This is a genomic window from Variovorax sp. RCC_210 (assembly GCF_041355175.1).
Taxonomy (GTDB): domain Bacteria; phylum Pseudomonadota; class Gammaproteobacteria; order Burkholderiales; family Burkholderiaceae_C; genus Variovorax.
In genome coordinates, this window is sequence record NZ_JBFUPJ010000015.1 from 132741 (window position 1) to 148929 (window position 16189).

A 16189-nucleotide genomic window follows, 5' to 3' on the forward strand; every position below is an offset into this window, starting at 1 on the left:
TTCGCCGACGCGCGAGTGCTCTTCGCGCGCCGCAGACGACCACTTCGGTCCGCTGACGACAATCGTTCCATGAGCCAACCTGACTTTTTCAAAGATCAAATCACAATCCTGCGTGCGCCGTCTTGGCTGGGCCGGGACGTGAGCGAAGACCGCCCGATTCCGCTGAGCCCTGGCGACTACAAGGTGACGCCTGGCGACCGCTGGACCGTCACGTCCCTGAAGACAAACGAGGTCATCTATGACGGCATCGGGCCTGTCGAGATCATCCGCGAGCGTGCGAAGGCCTGACCCGATGGCATCGCTGTATCTCTCGATGACTAAAGCCGTCTTGAACCATTGGAAGGCGCACGGCAACGCCTACCCGAAAAAATTCATCCTGACCCCATAGCCGCAGGCGGGATAGTGGAGTCGCGTCGCGCCGGCATTGGCGGCCTCAAGGCGAACGTCGGCGAGCACGCATTACCTCGAGCACTCCGGGCGTCCAAGAGCTTCTCCGGCTCCTTCATGCTGAAGCGTGTGCACCTGTCCCGCCGTCGCACTAAGCTTTCTTCAGAACATCCTAGGCGCCCTTGATGCCCAACTTGCCGCGCGCAATGGCTGCTGCGGTCATCTCCTGGGCTCGCACATGCGGCTTCGTTTGGTCGCGACCCGCTTGAACGTCTCTGATGAATTCGCGAACCCCAGGCACATCCGGGCCGCACGCATCCACAGCCGCCCGGATATCGTCGCGCCTGCAGACAAGCTCGGCCGCCCAGTGGCGAACGTCCAATGGGTTTTGAATGTCGATGCGATCGGGCAAATCTTTGGGGTCGGTGCTCATGGCTTTTCGGTCGTGGTCGTGGTCGTGGTCGAGGAGCGAAGATAAGAAGGCCTGGCCGCCAGGCTTCGGCGAGTTCGTCAGCGGCACTCGCCCTGTCCAACCCTCGGTCATGAGCGGTGCTGCACCATATCCGCTTTCTCGCGAAGTCGTCTATGGTCCTTTTGCACCTGCGAGCTTGGCCTATTCCTGGAGCGAATGACTTTCTCAAGACACCGTCGCAAGCGCGGCGTGCAGCGCGCAGCGCCGCTCGGAGGCGCCACGATAGAAGCCCGAAGGTGGCGAGACATGCGAAGCGCCGGCTCGGAGGCAACGCCGCGACAGCGCGGTCCCGGCATTGCTGGTTGACGCACCTTGAGCTGTGAAGGAACTGGGTGCAATTTGGAGCTGCGAATGCGTTGGCGACCATGCAAGGCTCCCATCCCTGCTTCCATTCATGAGAGCTTTGGCTATACTGTATTTTTGTACAGTATGCTGCATATCAAGGTGAAGGAGGCTCGACCATGACCGCTCCCAGCACATTCGTTGCCCGGGTTGAGACAACCACAGGGGCCATGTCCATCAGCATTTCAGACATCGACAAGGACACTATCTCCAGCCGGTTTGAGGCCTTGATGGGCATGCTGGGACAGGTGGTAAACCCCATCGTTCTCACGAACGATCACATCCGCCTAGACGAGGTCCGGCCTGGAACGGTGTCGGCTGACCTGAAATTCAAGTTCGTCGGAAGCAAGCGTGCACGGTTCGCTTCCGAGACAGCCTTCTGTGAGTCCATGAATGAAAACCTGGCCCTGAAAGTCTTCCAATGCGTCACCGACATGGTGAAGCTGCCTGAGGGCGATTTGGACGTGCACTTCGAAGTCTTCATGCTCATGCAGGATGAGGCCCGTCACTGAGGATCGACGCCGGATCGACCACGGCACTTGCGATGGGTGCTTGTGAAATCCTGACTGCTTGGCCCGCGCGAGCCTTTGAAGGCGCGGTTGACGCACAGGCCGCGGCAAACTGGCCGTGACCCTTGGGAACGGCCTCGTCCACCGGCGTCACCGCGAAGTCGAGTTCGCGTGGTGCAAAGGCAGGGCGTTGCGCAACTGGCTCGCCTGCGCCGCCGCGTTCAATTCGGCCTCTGTCGCATTTCGGCCTGGTGCACCCCACATCTTCTGAATGCGAAGCCATCCTGCCATGTATCTCTGGTGCTCGGGCATCGACCAAGGCCTGTCCCGCTCGATTTTCAGCGCGTTTTGAGCCTCGGGCGACTGACGCCATTCGTCAGCCACGAGCACGTTCGCATAGATTTCCACGGCTCCACGTCGGTGGACGCCGAATGCTGTCCGCGAGCTTCGCGCCCTCAATCCGTTCCACAGTCAGCAGCATGCCGTCGTAGGCGTCCAAGTGCGACTTGGACGTCTGTCATGCGGCCGTTCTGAACTGGGCCCTCTGCTTCTCGTACCGCTCCACGATGCCTTGGTGGCTCATGTGCTTGCTGACGGCACGAGCCCGGGCGTTCACTCGGCCACCCTCCTGCCTGAATCGGGTCATCGTCGTGGCACCACGTCACTCTGCCGAAACGTGCCCACCAGCACCACGTTGTAGCGGCTCGAGTCGGCGTGCTGGATGGCGTTCTCGACCCAAGGTCCGGCATCGAGGTCGGTGTAGAACGCAGCCTTTTGATCGTCGGAAGCGAGGAGTCCCCATACTTTGGATGAAAGCTGCGCAGGTCATCGCCGATGATTTCCACGCCGCCGCCGTGCGCCTTGATCACCGCGACCTCGTCGGCGATGGCAGCGCTCTTGCCGGAGCCGGGCTGGCCGCCAAACAGCACTACAACAGGATCGTCCACGCGCGCGGCATCAGCAAAGAGCCGTGGGAGGATGGAGCGCTCGAAAATTCTCTGGTGGTCTGCTTCAAAGGCAGTGCAGCTGGCGGTCGAGTTCCACTGATCAGGCAATCAGCAGTTGCTTGTCGCGACGCTCGGCCAGACCTTCACGAACCAAGGGAGCGTAGGCGGCGAGAGTGCGCGCGACGCCCTCCACGTCGGTAGGCGTCAGCGCCGATCGCTCCTTGAAAAGAGTGGTGATCTCGGCGTTGATTGCGAGGGCTTGCCGGGAATCAGGACCGTGTTCGGCCTCCGCCTGAACCAGATCAGCAGTGAGGATGGACATGAGCGCCGTGATGCACTCGCGCGCAGTTTCAAACGCGATTCCTTGCTCTTGGGTCCACTTCATTGCGATTCTCCATTTGGGGCGCACGCGCGCCCTGATGAGTGATTTTGACAAATTCAGGGGGCAAGTGCTCAACATTGCGGCATTCCTATTTTCGTAGCTGGGGTCAACGACTTCTTTCTACAATTTGAGGGTTCTGGGTACCGCTTCTGTTTCCTCCCGATCCTGCCCGGTACAGCGCAGGGTCCGAGACAGGGGTTCCCATGCGTTACTACGCACTCGCTTGGCTGCTGCTTGCAGCCAGCATCGCCGCCGAAGTGGTCGGCACCATCGTCTTGCGCTATGCCTATGGCTTTACCCGCCTGTGGCCCTCACTGGCTGTCTGGTCGCTGTATGCGCTGGCAATCTGATTGATGTCGCTGTCCGTAAGGCATCTGGAAGTCGGTGTGGCCTATGCGGTGTGGGCCGGGGTCGGCACCGCACTCACGGCGGTGGTGGGCATGCTGTGGTTCGGCGAGTCTTTCCATTCGATGCGCCTGATCGGCCTTGCCTTCGTTGTGGCCGGCGTGATCTGCCTGAACTTTGATTGGCGGTAGTTCTGCTCGTGGCGAATACGCCGACTGGCGCGCGTTTGGATCGCGGCATCTCGGGTGAACCGATGCGACGGCTGGATGGCGACGGTGATTGCGAATCGCCTTTCCGGAGCGAGCCCGTCCCGGCACAAGGCCCGAAAGTTCAACCAGTTCGCTGCCTCTGGCCGTGGGGCCTAAAACGCCATGCGCACCCTGTCGCAGCGACTGGCCGACAACCGCAGCATGCACAGGTGCGCTTCAGAGCGCCGATGCGGCGCGCACCGCGGACCCTGGTCGATTCTCCGAACCCCATCGCGACGCGTTCCTCGCCCGTGCCGCAACAGCGACTTCGCGGAAGACGGGGACGCCGTCGTGTACAGCGCTCGCCGCGCCTTGGCCATTTCTGAGCCGGCCTTCGGGCCCCCTGCACGCGCCCCAGGACCCACCGGCGAAAGCCAGTCGGGCTGTCCTGCGAAATGCGCTGCGCTTGATCTCGCGTTCCGACGATCCGCTTGTTCCCGGGTCACGCTCGCGCAGCAGCACTTGCGAACCCTCGGGCGCAGCCCTCGTGCGTCAGCACTCGACGCGCCTCTGTATTTAGATTCACGTTTCTCAATATTGATGGAATGGCATTGTCCAAATAGTGGTGCGAAACCAGACTTTCGCGGCCCAAGCGCCTTTCTTTGGTTGCGCGGGCGCTGCGAACCGTGACAGCGCACGGTGTCCGGATGGCCGGCTGCGGTTCGATCTATATCAATAATCGGAGACAAAGCATCATGAACACACTGCGTTCTCAGACGAATTCGTCCAAAGCCCTGGAGCGGGGCAGGACCACAGCGGGCACGCTGGCCTGCGCCACACTTGCACTCGGTGCCTCAGGCGCCGCGGCGCAGAGCAGCCTGACCTTGTACGGCAACCTGGATGCGAGCGTCGTGTCGAGTCGCAGCGGTGCATCGGGCATGGGCACGCAGACCTCGCTTGCCTCGGGCGTGGGGTCCTCGTCGCATTGGGGGCTTCGCGGAACAGAAGACCTGGGCGGCGGCATGAGAGCGGTGTTCCAGTTTGAAACGGGCTTTGATCTGGACACTGGCGCATCCAAGCCGTACACGGGCGACTACGGCAGCGCCACACCCACGGCGCCCACCGGAAGGCAGGTCATCGGATTCAACCGCCGATCCGTCGTGGGGTTGGAGACCCCCTACGGCACGGTGACTGTCGGCCGCGACTACACGCCCTTGTTCTATACCGCCGTGACCACCGACACCATCCGTGGCGCCCAGTACCTGGGCAACATCCAGCTGCTGACTTCCTTGCTCGGGGGGCCGGAACGCAGCGCGCGCAACAGCAATGCCTTCGTGTACACGTCGCCCGTTGTCGGCGGGTTCCGCGCGCGTGCGGCCTACGGGCTGGGTTCGGAGAGCACCGGCGCAGCAGGTCAGCCGCCGCGCCACGCCAATGAATTCATCGGGTTGGGCGCTGACTACGTAGACGGTGGATTGACCGTCAGCGGTTCGCTCCAGCAACTCAAGCAGCCACTGACGGCAGGCACGCCGCCGGTCTTCACCGTGAACGCCCGCCGCACGGACATGGCCCTGGGTGCGCGCTATGTCTTTGGCGACTACTCGGTTTCGATGGGACACTTCCGCGTGAACGGTCCGTTGGACGGGTCCGACACCTGGCTGGGCGGGTCGGTCGTGTTCGGTGCCAGCACTGTGTACGCCCAGGTGCAGCGCATCCGGCAAGACAACCCGAGCGGCTCCGAACGCCGAGCCACCAGCCTGGGCCTGACCTACACGTACAACCTGTCCAGGCGCACCATCGCATACACGTCCTACGGCCGCACCTCGAACAATGCGACCGGCCAATTCGCGCTGCTGGGCAACGACGTTGTCTTCGCCGCGGGCGCGCCGGGCACCAAGCCGCGCGCCGTCGCCATCGGGATGCGCCACTCTTTCTGATCGGAACTTCGCCCCCGGCACGCCGCCCTGTCGGGGGTTCGCTATATGCCGGGGCAAGCTCCTCGGGCATCAGAAAAGCTCATGCTCTGCATCGCCTCGCCTCGTGGTGGACGCAGCGCTGAGTTTTCACTCTCAGCCGAGGGCACGCGTGCGCGGCAGATCGTCGCCTGCGCAGCGAGAGACAAGCCTGTTGTGGCAGGGGCAGTTGGCAGGACGCTGTGGCGCCGAGAACAGCATGGCGTGACACCGTGGCGGCAGCGCCTTGCAGGCGCCATCGCCACGATCTTCAGGACGTTGGGTGCGACGATGATGCGGGCGAAAAGTGAAGGTCGGCCAGTGGGAATCAAGGAATGCGGCCACCGGCCATGGCCAACCCGCTCTGCGTGAGAAGGCCAGCCGTGCGGCCACCGGTCTCGAATCAGTCCAGCGTGAGCTGGATCGCCTTGGCAATCCGTCCCCACTTGGCGGCGTCCGCGATGCCTTGTTGAGCGGCCTGCGCCGGCGTGTTAGCCACCACCAGCAGGCCGGCGTCCAGCAGGACTGCCTTGGACTCGGGTGCCTGCAGCAGCGCTGCCACGTCCCTTTGGATCTTGTCGATCACCGCCTGAGACATCCCGCGCGGCGCCTGCAGGGTTTCGTGAAAGGTCGCGTCGAAGCCTGGCACCGCCCCCTCGCCGACCGTCGGCACGGTAGGGAATTGCGGCGACCGCTTGGCACCGGAGACGGCCAACGCGGTCAGCCGACCGTCCTTGACGAAGGGCCATACGCTCGTAGAGCCAAGGAAGGCGCAGTCGACCTGTCCGCCGGCGACGTCCAATGCTGCGGGACTTGGCCCGCGGTACGGGACGTGGATCATCTTTGTGTGGGTGGCACCCAGCAGCATCTCCATGGCCATGTGGCTCGGACCACCGGCCCCGCTGGAGGCATAGCTGAGCGTGCGGCTGCGCGCGGCCTCTAGCAGCGACGCAAGGTCTCGCAGCCCGGTCCTGGGATGACACACCAGCACCTGGTTGAAGGCGACCAGGTAAGTGACCGGGACGATGTCCTGGCGCGGGTTGAAGCTCAGCTTCTTGTACAGGGCCGGGTTCACCGTCACGATCGTGTCGGGCCCGCCGAACAAGGTGTGGTCGTCGCTGGCGCGCGCGACCTCCTGCAGGGCGATGTTGCCGCCCGCGCCGGGTTTGTTCTCGATGACGATCGGCTGGCTCCACAGCGCCTGCAGCTTCGGCTGCAGCAGCCGCAGGATGAAGTCGATGGCGGCCCCTGGCGGGGCCGGCAGCAACACGCGCACCGGCTTGCGGGGCCAGGCCCTGTCCTCCTGCGCGTTGCTGGGTCTTGCCATCAGGCCGAATCCGAGTCCAGCGGCTGCCGAGATGAGCGTGCGTCGTGCGGTGTTCATGGGGTCTCCTGGCGGTGCCATCCGCCCGATCCGCAGCGCGGACTCGCGCGCACGCTTGCTTCAGCAGGACTCATGGGTAAGGGCCTCGACGACGGCGTCGCTGTTGTTGAGGTTCCCGTGCCGTTGGCGCTGAAAGATCGTCGCCCACGCCCGTGGCGCGGCGTTCAGGCGACGGCTTTCCCATGGCCGCTTCCGGATCACCGGATGTCGCACCCGAGATAGGCTCCTGCGGCTTCCAGCCGCCGCTGCAACTGGGGGACCGGGAGGTTGCGTGGTCGCACGCCGGCTTCCAACGCCAAAGCCGCAGCCGTGCCAGCCGCCTGGCCCATCACGAAGCAGCCGCCGGAGACCCGCGCAGCCGCCTGGCCCATGTGTGTCATCGAAGCGCAGCGGCCTGCCACGAGGAGGTTGTCCACGCGCTGCGGCAGCAGCATGCGGTACGGCAAATGGTTGAATCCTCGGCAGTTGGGGATGTCCTGCCATCGGAATGAAATGTTCCCTGCCACATGCTCCTCGATCATCCAGCCGTTGACGCCGATGCTGTCCCCGAAGCTGGTGCACTGCAGCACATCGTCCTCGGTCAGCTGGTATTCGCCAACGATGCGGCGGGTCTCGCGCACGCCGACCTGCGGCGCAATCTCCAGGATGTACGAGTTCTCGAAACCCGGGGCGGACTCTCGGAGAAACTGGAAGAAATCGACGATCTGCCGGCGTCCTTCGACTTCGGCCGCGCTGAGTTGGGCCGCGTCGGTGCCGTCGACCGGGTGACCGTCGGCATTCGCCAGTTGCGTGACATTGGCGCGCCATTCGGAAGGGTTCTTCTGCGGACGGATGATGGGCGTCTTGCGCGGGAACCTGCGGCCGGTCTTCTCGGCTTCGTTCATGAGGTGGCCGAATCGGTCGTAGGCCTCACCCGCGACCGCGGCGTCCACGCCGTTGACCCGGAACATGGTGGACGGAAACATCATGTCGCGCGCGCTCGTCCCTTTTTCGAACGGAACTCCGGCCAGCGCCGCAAGATCGCCGTCGCCCGTGCAATCGATGAAGGTCTGGGCCCGCACCGCATACCGGCCGGACTTGGTCTCGATCAGGGCTGCATGGATCTCGTCGGGGCTGTTCATCACGACGCCGACGAGGCGGGCGTGGAACAGCAGTTGTGCGCCGCTGCGCAGCACCAGATCGTCCGCGGCCACCTTGAAGGCAGCGTTGTCGTAAGCCTGTGCGGCAATCTTGCCGAGGATCACGTGCGGCGCACTCAGGCCGTTCAACGCATCGATGCCGGCCAACAGTTCGTCGGCCACGCCGTGCACCACCTGCTTGATGTTGCCGTACACGTTGGCGTGCAGCCCGCAGAAGTTCGTCACGCCGGCAGCCGTCCCCATGCCACCCAGGAACCCGTAGCCCTCGATGAGCAGGGTGGTGCGGCCGAGGCGCGCCGAGGACGCGGCAGCTGCGATGCCGGCCGGCCCGCCTCCGAGGACAACGACCTCGTAGTCGCCCCACACCGGGGTCTCCCGGCTGGGCTCGTTCACAGTGGCCCTCTTGGTGTCGTGCATGCGTAGGTTTCCAGAGTCAGCAATGTTCATGATTGCCGGCATTCTGTTTTTGGCACACTATTTGAGCAATGCGATGCGTCGAATAACTGAAAACGGAAAGATAAATAGTGGATCTGAAGCTCCTCACTGTGTTCGACGAGGTCTACAAGACCCGCAGCGTCTCGCGGGCCGGGGAAAATCTCGGCATCGCCCAGTCCTCCGTCAGCATCTCCCTGGCGCGGCTGCGACGCCACTTCGGCGACCCCCTGTTCGTGCGAACCGCCGACGGGATGCAGCCGACACCGCATGCCACTTCGTTGGTGACGCCGGTGCGGCAAGCCTTGGAGTTGCTACGTGGCATCTCCCGGAAACAAGCCGTGTTCGAACCCGCCACAGCACAAAGAACGTTCCGCATCTGCATGACGGACATCACGCACCTGGCGCTGCTGCCGCCGCTGATCAACCGGTTGCGCCAGATCGCGCCGGGCATCAACGTGGAAATCACTCACATTTCGGCCCAGACACCGAAGGCGCTGGAGTCGGGGGAGGCGGACCTGGCGGTCGGCTTCATGCCGCAGCTCGAGGCTGGGTTCTACCAGCAGAAGCTTTTCGAGCAGGACTTCTCCTGTGTGGTGCGCAGCGGCCACCCACGGGTGCGCACCCGCCTGACCGAAGCGATGTTCCGGCGGGAGAACCACGTCGTGGTGACTGCGTCCGGGACCGGCCAGAACCTGGTCGAGGAAGAGCTGCAGCGGCTGGGCGTGAAGCGGAATGTCGCGCTGCAGATGCCCAATTTCCTCGGGTTGGGCGGGCTGGTTGCCAGCACGGACCTGATGGTCACCGTGCCGAGCCGCGTGGCGAAGACGCTGCTGCGCATCGCCGACGTCAAGGCCGTGCGGCCTCCGTTCCAGCTGCCGACGTTTTCCATCAAACAGCACTGGCACGAGCGTTACAAGCAGGACCCGGCCAATGCATGGCTTCGCGCCCTGGTCTCCGATCTCTTCCTCGAGTAGCCGGCGACCACACGGGGGCTTGCCAACGTCAGAGCGCTCGGAGCCAACGGATTGCCGCGCGCGTGCCGGCGGCTGACCTGGTTACTGACCGTCATGCGGCGCTCGTAAACTTACCGAGTTGGACGCCGCCCCTTCAATGAGCTTCATGAAGATGCCACCCGGCAACGACCTTAAGTTTTATGAGCTCCATGGCACCTCAGGATCAATCAGCAGTGGCGGCTGATCTTCAAATGGGGTGAGTCAGGCCCCTACGACGTGCAGATAAGTGACCCACACGGACAACGCCGACGCCTGGGGGCGTTTCTCTCCGGGCACATCCGCCCACTGGGGCAGCAGGGGTTATGGATGTCCAAGAACGGAACGCGCCCGGTTCACCTTGGCGAAGTCCTCCGCGAGGACTGTCTGAAGCCGCTCGGCATGACGGCAAATGCGCTGACCAAAGCGCTGCATGTACCCGCTTCGCGGATCAATGGCACCGTGCTCGAACGTCGGGGCGTGACGCCTGACACCGCTCTGCGCCTGACCCGATTTTTTGGGCGAAGAGGCCGACACAGGGCTGGAGCAACATGCAGGCGACCTACGATTTCAAGGTTGCACAAAAGGAGGTCGGCAAGGTCATCGCGAAAGTAAAGCCGCGTGAGGAGGCAGTGTCCGCACCCAACGACGAGCGATTCACACTGGCTCTCTGACGGGCGCTTGCTCGCCGCGTCTGCGCGCTGTTATGCCAGCATCACTATCGGGCCCGTCAGCGAGGACCTTCAGGTCTTCGTGCGCCCCTACTTTGAACTCCGACTTCCCTCGTTCAACTTCTGCGCAGGGGCTTGCCCTTACCCTTGCAGGAGGCGACCACGGTCTGCCACGAGCCTGCGGGCGGTGAGCGTCCAGCAACCCCTTCTTTGACTGAGCCTCTGTAGCGTGCCTCAGTGCATAGCGGCAGCGCAGCGCATGTCCGCGATCGTCCAAACCGCACGGTGTGGCGACGTCGCGAGTTATGGACGTCGTTGTCGTATTCCCGGAAGATTCGCGGCAAACGCGACGTGCCTGCTTCCGACGGATTTCGGTTCACGGCAAGTTGCACCATTCAAAGAACAGGTCAAGTTCGTTTGACTTGTCAAAAATCGCGTCGGCACCGAGGTCCATGCTGCGGCGCCGCATTTCTTCGGTAGGGTAGTTCGTCAACACTACCACGCGCTGGTGGGCCAGACGCCCTTGGCAAGCGCGCAAGACGGTGAGACCAGACCCCTCGCGCAGGAAGAGATCGACCACGATCAACTGCCATGTTTCCTTGAGACTTTCAAGAATGAACATGGCCTCGCTTGCCGTCTCTGCGATTCCCACCACGTTGACGTCGGAAAGCTCCGTCAGGGCTGGAATCAAGTTGTCCCGGATGACCTTGCTGTCTTCGACCAAGATGGTTACGAGTGGCATGGCGATTGCGCAAGGGCGCCACCTCACGGTTAAAAGATCAGGCTGAAAACTAGGCCGTCGCTATTTAGACGTGCAAGTCACGCCGTGCCTGTAGGCCTAAAGCTCAACTTCTGTACAACGTGTTGGTAATCTTGCATTCTTGGCTAGCATCAGCAAAGTCGCTCAATCCGAGGAAAGCCATGCCCAAGCAAAAGCCACTTTCAAGCACTCAGAGCGCAACCGGGCTTGCCGAAGCGCTGAAAGAAAACAAGGAGGCGACACAAGCAGTCGAGAAGGCAGCGGACGACCTGGCGGTCGTGCACGCCGTTTTAGACACCAACCTGCCGAAAGCTACCGTGTCATCCGATGTGGATCGTGCAGTCGAGCAGACAAGTGCATTGGAAAAGCAGCTCAGTGCTTCCAGTAAGAAGTTGAAGAAGGTGAATGAGTCACTGGAGCGGGAGCTGACCGATGACAAAGCCTAGATTCCAGGCCGACGGACGCAGCGTGGCCCCAGAGCACAGTTTGCACGCGATCAGTTGCACCCTACGCTCCAGCTGGTGACTCCGTTCGCTGCCAAGCTTTTTTCATCGTGACACGAGCCCAAGCGCGTCGGTTGGGTAGATCCGAGTCCGGCGCCGCATGCTTCGGTAGCCACCATACTGGCTGCGCGCTCTCCGCAGCCTAGCTCCTTGAAGTACCGCTCTGCATGAGCTGCGCACAGCGCCGGCTGCGCTGCGGAAGGACCTTGGCGTACAGCACGGCGTTGTGGCGTGAGCGCTGGTCCTCTCCTCGCGTCTTGGCTTCATCTCGGCCTCGCACCCATCGCCGCAGCAGATTGGCGCTGATGCCGTAAGCCATCGGTACTGCGGCATCGACGTGCCAGGCTGCGCGCAGGCCGCCAGCGCCCTTTGTGTAGGCCATGACGGCGGCAAGCTTCTGTTTCTCTGTGTACCTGGTCACTTCGATTCCTCGGTTCGTCCAGGTTTCGGGGGCAGATCGGAGTCGAGGTGGACACGAGGCTCCCATGCTCCCCGCCCGCTTTCAAGATGGTCGGCGTGAATGACGCTTACTGCGGGTAGCGCTGTTCGAGAATCATCTGGACGCGCATCACGCTCATGTGGGAGCAGATGTCCCGGCGCTGATCGAGCTTCAGATCCACGGCACCGCGTTAAAGGAATCGGGCTGAAGTTCGAGACCTGCTCGTACCGTCTCGGGACGATGCTGGTCGACGGTGACCGTCCATGGGGCGCGATTGTGTGGTTGGTACGGTGTGAGAGTCCATTGGCGTTGCGCACCTGCACGCCTGAGCGGACTTGCACGAGCGGACACCCGATCAAGGTCCTGGCCCATGAGAGGGCTTCGCCAGGAGGCTGGCCATCGCGTGGCGTCAGGGGCCTGGCTTGATCGTCAAAGTGCGCGAAAGAACTCGGCGTTTTTTCAATCCACCATCTTCTGCGCACGCCAACGTTGTTGGGCAGGTTCATTCAGCAGTGCCAGTGCGGCGACCAGCGTTCTTGCGCCTAGGGCCGCCGTTCGTTGCGCGCAGCGGGACGTCTGCGCGCATCTGGTGCGGACAGTCCCCGCAGTCCGCTCAGGATCAGGTCGATTCCTGCGACAAAGTCGCCCAGGTCATCGTGGTCCCTCAACTGGTCCGCCGCGGCGCGCGTGAAAGGGTACTCCGTAGGATCGAGGGCGCGCCAGGCTGCGGAGACGCTGCCCAGCATATGCGCCCGGTCAATGCCGCGGGTTTGCGCCCACGTCCGGTTCCCTGCGTTTTGCCCACCCACGCCAAGGATGTAGTGCAACAGCGTTGACGCCGCCGTCCATTGCGCGGCATCCGGCACACCGAGCGCCTGAACTTGTTGGCCGATGCGCTCGAACAAGCGCACCATGGGCGACTGCCCCGGCGCTTCGAGCAGCGCCGATCCTATCCAAGGATGTTCGTCCATGGCGGCGAACATCCCCAACGCGATGGCGCGAATCCTGGCCTCGGGCGCGCCGGCTTCGTCCACCGAAGCCATGGTTTGCGCAATGAGCGCATCGCAAGCGGACACCAGGAGTTCGCTCTTGTTGGCGATGTGCCAATAAATGGACCCGGGCCCGGTCGCGAGCACGTCCGAAAGCGCGCGAAAGGTGAGCCCGGGTTCTCCGGCACTGTCGAGCAGTTCGATGGCTGCTTCGACGATGCGATCCCGCGAGAGGGCATCCTCGCGCCGCGGGGTTGAAGGTGATTTCTTTGCCATGCGCCATCTTGACACATATGGAACGACGCTCCATGATCCATGGAATGACGTTCCATGCGCCTTGATGGCGGGATGGCTTTTCCATTGCAAAGGATTTCACATGACTCAAACGATCGCCATCGTGGGCGCCGGCCTTGGCGGCCTGATGCTTGCCAGGGTGCTCCACGTACACGGCATTGCCTCGACGGTGTACGAAGCCGAGGCGTCGCCTGCAGCGCGCACGCAGGGCGGGATGCTCGACATCCACGACGACAGCGGACAGGTCGCCTTGAAGACCGCACAGCTGTACGACGAGTTCGTCGGATTGATTCATTCCGGCGGCCAGGCGACGCGAGTGCTCGACCGAGACGCCACCGTGCTGCTTGACCAGCCCGACGGCGGTTCCGGTGGCAGGCCAGAAGTCCGAAGGGCAGACCTGCGGGCACTGCTGCTGAAGTCACTGCCCATCGGAACAGTGCATTGGGGGCGCAGGGTCGAGTCGGTCCGCGCAGCGGCGCACGCGCGGCACGCGATGACCTTCGCGGATGGCAGCGTTGTGAAAGCCGATCTCGTTGTAGGCGCTGACGGTGCCTGGTCGAGGGTTCGGTCACTGGTTTCCGGCGCGACGCCAACGTATATCGGCGTCACCTACATCGAGACCTATCTGGCAGATGTCGAAGCCCGACATCCTGCAACCGCGCAAGCGGTGGGCAGCGGCGGATTTTTTGCGACGGCGCCGGGACAGGCCATCTTCGCGCATCGCGAGCCGGATGGCAGGTTGCACACCTACGTTGCGGTGCGCAAACCGTTGGCCTGGGTCCGGGAGATGGAGGCTGCCGATCCACAAGATGCACTGGTCCGCACCGCGGCAGAATTCGACGGATGGCACCCATCGCTCACCGCGCTCATCACAGAGGGTCAAACGGACCCGGTGTTTCGACCTGTCCACACCTTGCCTGCGACCCATCGATGGGAACGCGTTCCTGGAGTGACGCTGCTGGGAGACGCCGCCCATGTGATGGAGCCCGTCGGGGAGGGCGCAAATCTCGCGATGATCGACGGTGCGGAGCTTGCGGAGGCCATCGCCGGGTCGCCTGGGGACGTTGAGGCCGCCCTCTTGGCGTACGAGACAAGACTCTTTCCTCGCAGTGCGGCCGCGTCGGCCGGCTCAGCTCAGGTTCTGAACCTGTGTCTGGACGACGACGCACCGCACAGTCTCGTGCGGTTTTTTCAGAGCGCGGGGCCTTCAACCCAGGACGGTTGAGCCACATGGTCGGGGCCGGGCGCCCCCGCCTGGATTTTGTGGCGCAGGCCACGCGCGAAGGCGGCGTCCCGATCGGCCTTGATCACTGCTTGGCGTGAATTTCGGCGGGTCTGTGCGAAAGCAAGCCCGCAGCGTCAGACTGCTGCTCCTTTCAGCACGGATTTGCCGCACGCGCATGGTTGCCCGTCTTTCGATATTCCCAAAGAGGTCGAATTCAGATGGACTGAGACCCCCATGCGAGCGGGTCGTCCTCGACCCTCCTCTTCAGTCCACTTCGGGAAACAACGCGTGGTCGACGGGTGCGCCACCTGTGGCCCGATTTGACGCGTTGCGCTTGATGGCCGCCAGTCGGCCAGCACCGAGCCTGTTCGCTCCCCGGGAAGTGGACGAGGAGCGCTGAGGCGCCTGCGTGACGGACGCGTGTTTTATCCACCAACGCCTTGCTCCGGCGACTGCGCTGCGTGCTGAGGCCACGGCTCGCCGCAACGACGAGCAGTACGTCCGTCGTAGTTGCACATCACAGCCGATATTTCCGGGAGGTCTGCCTGGAGAGGTCGCAAGCCGTATTCCGCCTCTGCATTGGGGATGCTCTGCGCTCAGCCATCCCGTCGATCATTGAGAGAAGCCGCCCTGCAACCACGTGACCGTCGCGTTCAAGTGCGCGCGATTTCGAAATCGGGTAGCCCCCAAGGGAGAGATAAGGCGCCATGAAAAATGGAAAGCCTACGCGCGTGGATCTCATCGACCCAACATCCAATCGCATCGGCCGAGCGCGTCTTTAAAGGGGAGAGGGTGCCTACTGTGCAAGTGAAATCTGCCCTGCGGACGCGTGGCGCGGACGGCATCGGAGGGTGGGATGACCTGCGACAGATGCGAACTTGCGACTCGACTTTGAATGACCGAATTTGACAGCTAAGTATTTGGGAAAGTTGGAGAGAATTTGTTGACGCGTGCATTGCTGCGTTGCAATAATTCGTCCATCTTATTTTTTGGAGCGCAGTGCGTGGACAGTGCCAGTTGTTGCAGCAGTGATGTGAAGCGTGCCGTGATGGCCGCTGTTGACTGCCCGGCTTCCTGAACGCCCGCTTCCAGGGTTGAAGGTCGCCGAGCCGACCGCAGCCTTTTCGCCGATGCCCTGTCTCCCTCCTCTGGAGGCTCGGCGTCGCGCGCCCATCTCGTTTCGTCCAATCATTGATTCTTCCTCCCTCTCGGGGAGGCCACGTCGCGTCCGCGATCCTTGGCCTGCTTCCGAGCGGTGTGCGCGCGCGCGTCCATGCACGGAGCTTCCGTTGCATCAATCGGCTCAGCAGAGCCCAAGGAGAAGTCGATGGACCCAGACCCTAGTTGGCGCTCGCGCGCACCCGCCATTTCTTCCACTCATTCATTGAACTTGCATCCGGCGCTGACCCGGAGGCCTCGAATCGCCTGAACGAAGGCGTGAGGACTCCTGCGCGCCGATGCCGCAGGAGTCCTCATCATGTTCGCCCTCTCGCACCGCCGCGAGGCATTGGGCCGCGCGCAGCATGTCGCGCTGACCCATCATCGCCCACTGGCTTTGCAGGCTCTGCTGCAAAGCCACGGCCCAGCCGCTTTCGCGGCCCCCCTCCCGCTACGCTCCGGGCGCGTCATTGCTGACGCGCTCTCGACGCTGCCGGCCTGGCAGCGCGACGAAGTCTTCCGCCGGCTGACGCGTCCGGCTCGCCGCCGCTGCGCCGAGGCTGGCGGTCGCGCGTTCCGCGCTTCTGTTCGCACGGGGCTGCTCAAGCGGCTGCTCTCCTTCTGCGTGCCGATGCGGGGCGTGCGGCTGTGAGAGCGGGGCACATCGCCACAACAACAG

15 protein-coding genes and 3 pseudogenes are annotated in these 16189 nt (G+C 63.1%); 10 read left to right on the forward strand and 8 right to left on the reverse strand.

The annotated features are described in order from the left end of the window. The first annotated feature begins 69 nt into the window (after positions 1-69). Positions 70-288 carry a hypothetical protein gene (locus AB6807_RS31415; RefSeq protein ID WP_371087638.1) on the forward strand — a complete coding sequence of 73 codons (219 nt, stop codon included), beginning with the start codon at positions 70-72 and terminating at the stop codon, positions 286-288. 271 nt (positions 289-559) lie between these two features. Here the strand turns inward: AB6807_RS31415 and AB6807_RS31420 are convergent, their stop codons facing one another. Continuing rightward, the gene (locus AB6807_RS31420; protein WP_371087639.1) at positions 560-820 is read right to left on the reverse strand and encodes a DUF3606 domain-containing protein; all 261 of its coding nucleotides are present in this window, start codon (positions 818-820) and stop codon (positions 560-562) included. A 500-nt stretch (positions 821-1320) separates the two neighbouring features. On the opposite strand from AB6807_RS31420, the gene AB6807_RS31425 reads away from it, so the two are divergent. Then, positions 1321-1713, forward strand: coding sequence for a hypothetical protein (locus AB6807_RS31425; RefSeq protein WP_371087640.1), 393 nt, complete (start codon positions 1321-1323; stop codon positions 1711-1713). A gap of 147 nt (positions 1714-1860) precedes the next feature. On the opposite strand, the gene AB6807_RS31430 is transcribed toward AB6807_RS31425, so the two are convergent. The 3 genes and pseudogenes from AB6807_RS31430 to AB6807_RS31440 form a co-directional block, all read right to left on the reverse strand. After that, on the reverse strand, positions 1861-2118 hold the full coding sequence (locus AB6807_RS31430; protein ID WP_371087641.1) for a hypothetical protein: 258 nt from the start codon (positions 2116-2118) through the stop codon (positions 1861-1863). A 234-nt stretch (positions 2119-2352) separates the two neighbouring features. After that, a pseudogene (locus AB6807_RS31435) lies at positions 2353-2657 on the reverse strand (zeta toxin family protein). Positions 2658-2757: 100 nt separating this feature from the next. Beyond that, positions 2758-3042 carry a hypothetical protein gene (locus tag AB6807_RS31440; protein ID WP_371087642.1) on the reverse strand — a complete coding sequence of 95 codons (285 nt, stop codon included), beginning with the start codon at positions 3040-3042 and terminating at the stop codon, positions 2758-2760. 200 nt (positions 3043-3242) lie between these two features. Here AB6807_RS31440 and AB6807_RS31445 point away from each other — a divergent pair. Continuing rightward, positions 3243-3575: pseudogene (locus AB6807_RS31445) on the forward strand (multidrug efflux SMR transporter). Positions 3576-4327: 752 nt separating this feature from the next. Then, complete coding sequence (locus AB6807_RS31450) at positions 4328-5509, forward strand: porin (RefSeq protein ID WP_165840539.1); 1182 nt, start codon at positions 4328-4330, stop codon at positions 5507-5509. Positions 5510-5927: 418 nt separating this feature from the next. On the opposite strand, the gene AB6807_RS31455 is transcribed toward AB6807_RS31450, so the two are convergent. Both AB6807_RS31455 and AB6807_RS31460 read right to left on the reverse strand, forming a co-directional pair. Continuing rightward, positions 5928-6908 (reverse strand): tripartite tricarboxylate transporter substrate-binding protein, encoded by a 981-nt coding sequence (locus AB6807_RS31455; protein WP_165840538.1) that lies wholly within the window; start codon positions 6906-6908, stop codon positions 5928-5930. Between the two features lie 197 nt (positions 6909-7105). Then, positions 7106-8464: an FAD-dependent oxidoreductase gene (locus tag AB6807_RS31460; RefSeq protein ID WP_116913855.1), complete on the reverse strand. Its 1359-nt coding sequence runs from the start codon at positions 8462-8464 to the stop codon at positions 7106-7108. A gap of 107 nt (positions 8465-8571) precedes the next feature. Here AB6807_RS31460 and AB6807_RS31465 point away from each other — a divergent pair, with 107 nt between their 5' ends. The 3 genes and pseudogenes from AB6807_RS31465 to AB6807_RS31475 all read left to right on the forward strand — a co-directional run bounded on the left by AB6807_RS31465 (position 8572) and on the right by AB6807_RS31475 (position 10145). After that, complete coding sequence (locus AB6807_RS31465) at positions 8572-9456, forward strand: LysR family transcriptional regulator (RefSeq protein ID WP_371087643.1); 885 nt, start codon at positions 8572-8574, stop codon at positions 9454-9456. Positions 9457-9873: 417 nt separating this feature from the next. Next, a pseudogene (locus AB6807_RS31470) lies at positions 9874-9936 on the forward strand (transcriptional regulator); the annotation flags it as partial. Between the two features lie 86 nt (positions 9937-10022). After that, complete coding sequence (locus tag AB6807_RS31475) at positions 10023-10145, forward strand: hypothetical protein (protein WP_371087714.1); 123 nt, start codon at positions 10023-10025, stop codon at positions 10143-10145. A gap of 373 nt (positions 10146-10518) precedes the next feature. Here AB6807_RS31475 and AB6807_RS31480 read toward each other — a convergent pair whose 3' ends face one another. Next, on the reverse strand, positions 10519-10884 hold the full coding sequence (locus AB6807_RS31480; protein WP_371087644.1) for a response regulator: 366 nt from the start codon (positions 10882-10884) through the stop codon (positions 10519-10521). Positions 10885-11063: 179 nt separating this feature from the next. Between AB6807_RS31480 and AB6807_RS31485 the strand changes: the two genes are divergently transcribed. Beyond that, complete coding sequence (locus AB6807_RS31485) at positions 11064-11348, forward strand: hypothetical protein (RefSeq protein WP_371087645.1); 285 nt, start codon at positions 11064-11066, stop codon at positions 11346-11348. 1038 nt (positions 11349-12386) lie between these two features. Here AB6807_RS31485 and AB6807_RS31490 read toward each other — a convergent pair. Further along, positions 12387-13109 (reverse strand): TetR/AcrR family transcriptional regulator, encoded by a 723-nt coding sequence (locus AB6807_RS31490; RefSeq protein WP_371087646.1) that lies wholly within the window; start codon positions 13107-13109, stop codon positions 12387-12389. A gap of 100 nt (positions 13110-13209) precedes the next feature. Between AB6807_RS31490 and AB6807_RS31495 the strand changes: the two genes are divergently transcribed. Together AB6807_RS31495 and AB6807_RS31500 are read left to right on the forward strand one after the other, a co-directional pair. Beyond that, a complete protein-coding gene (locus AB6807_RS31495; protein ID WP_371087647.1) occupies positions 13210-14352 on the forward strand; it encodes an FAD-dependent oxidoreductase in 1143 nt (380 codons plus the stop codon). A gap of 1477 nt (positions 14353-15829) precedes the next feature. Beyond that, entirely contained in the window at positions 15830-16162 is a 333-nt protein-coding gene (locus AB6807_RS31500) for a hypothetical protein (protein WP_371087648.1), read from the forward strand. The last annotated feature ends 27 nt before the right edge of the window (positions 16163-16189 follow it).

Coding starts and splice junctions, on each gene's coding strand:
- AB6807_RS31415 (WP_371087638.1), top strand. CDS start 70: ATGAGCCAACCTGACTTTTTCAAAGATCAAATCACAATCCTGCGTGCG.
- AB6807_RS31420 (WP_371087639.1), bottom strand. CDS start 820: ATGAGCACCGACCCCAAAGATTTGCCCGATCGCATCGACATTCAAAAC.
- AB6807_RS31425 (WP_371087640.1), top strand. CDS start 1,321: ATGACCGCTCCCAGCACATTCGTTGCCCGGGTTGAGACAACCACAGGG.
- AB6807_RS31440 (WP_371087642.1), bottom strand. CDS start 3,042: ATGAAGTGGACCCAAGAGCAAGGAATCGCGTTTGAAACTGCGCGCGAG.
- AB6807_RS31450 (WP_165840539.1), top strand. CDS start 4,328: ATGAACACACTGCGTTCTCAGACGAATTCGTCCAAAGCCCTGGAGCGG.
- AB6807_RS31455 (WP_165840538.1), bottom strand. CDS start 6,908: ATGAACACCGCACGACGCACGCTCATCTCGGCAGCCGCTGGACTCGGA.
- AB6807_RS31460 (WP_116913855.1), bottom strand. CDS start 8,464: ATGCACGACACCAAGAGGGCCACTGTGAACGAGCCCAGCCGGGAGACC.
- AB6807_RS31475 (WP_371087714.1), top strand. CDS start 10,023: ATGCAGGCGACCTACGATTTCAAGGTTGCACAAAAGGAGGTCGGCAAG.
- AB6807_RS31480 (WP_371087644.1), bottom strand. CDS start 10,884: ATGCCACTCGTAACCATCTTGGTCGAAGACAGCAAGGTCATCCGGGAC.
- AB6807_RS31485 (WP_371087645.1), top strand. CDS start 11,064: ATGCCCAAGCAAAAGCCACTTTCAAGCACTCAGAGCGCAACCGGGCTT.
- AB6807_RS31490 (WP_371087646.1), bottom strand. CDS start 13,109: ATGGCAAAGAAATCACCTTCAACCCCGCGGCGCGAGGATGCCCTCTCG.
- AB6807_RS31495 (WP_371087647.1), top strand. CDS start 13,210: ATGACTCAAACGATCGCCATCGTGGGCGCCGGCCTTGGCGGCCTGATG.
- AB6807_RS31500 (WP_371087648.1), top strand. CDS start 15,830: ATGTTCGCCCTCTCGCACCGCCGCGAGGCATTGGGCCGCGCGCAGCAT.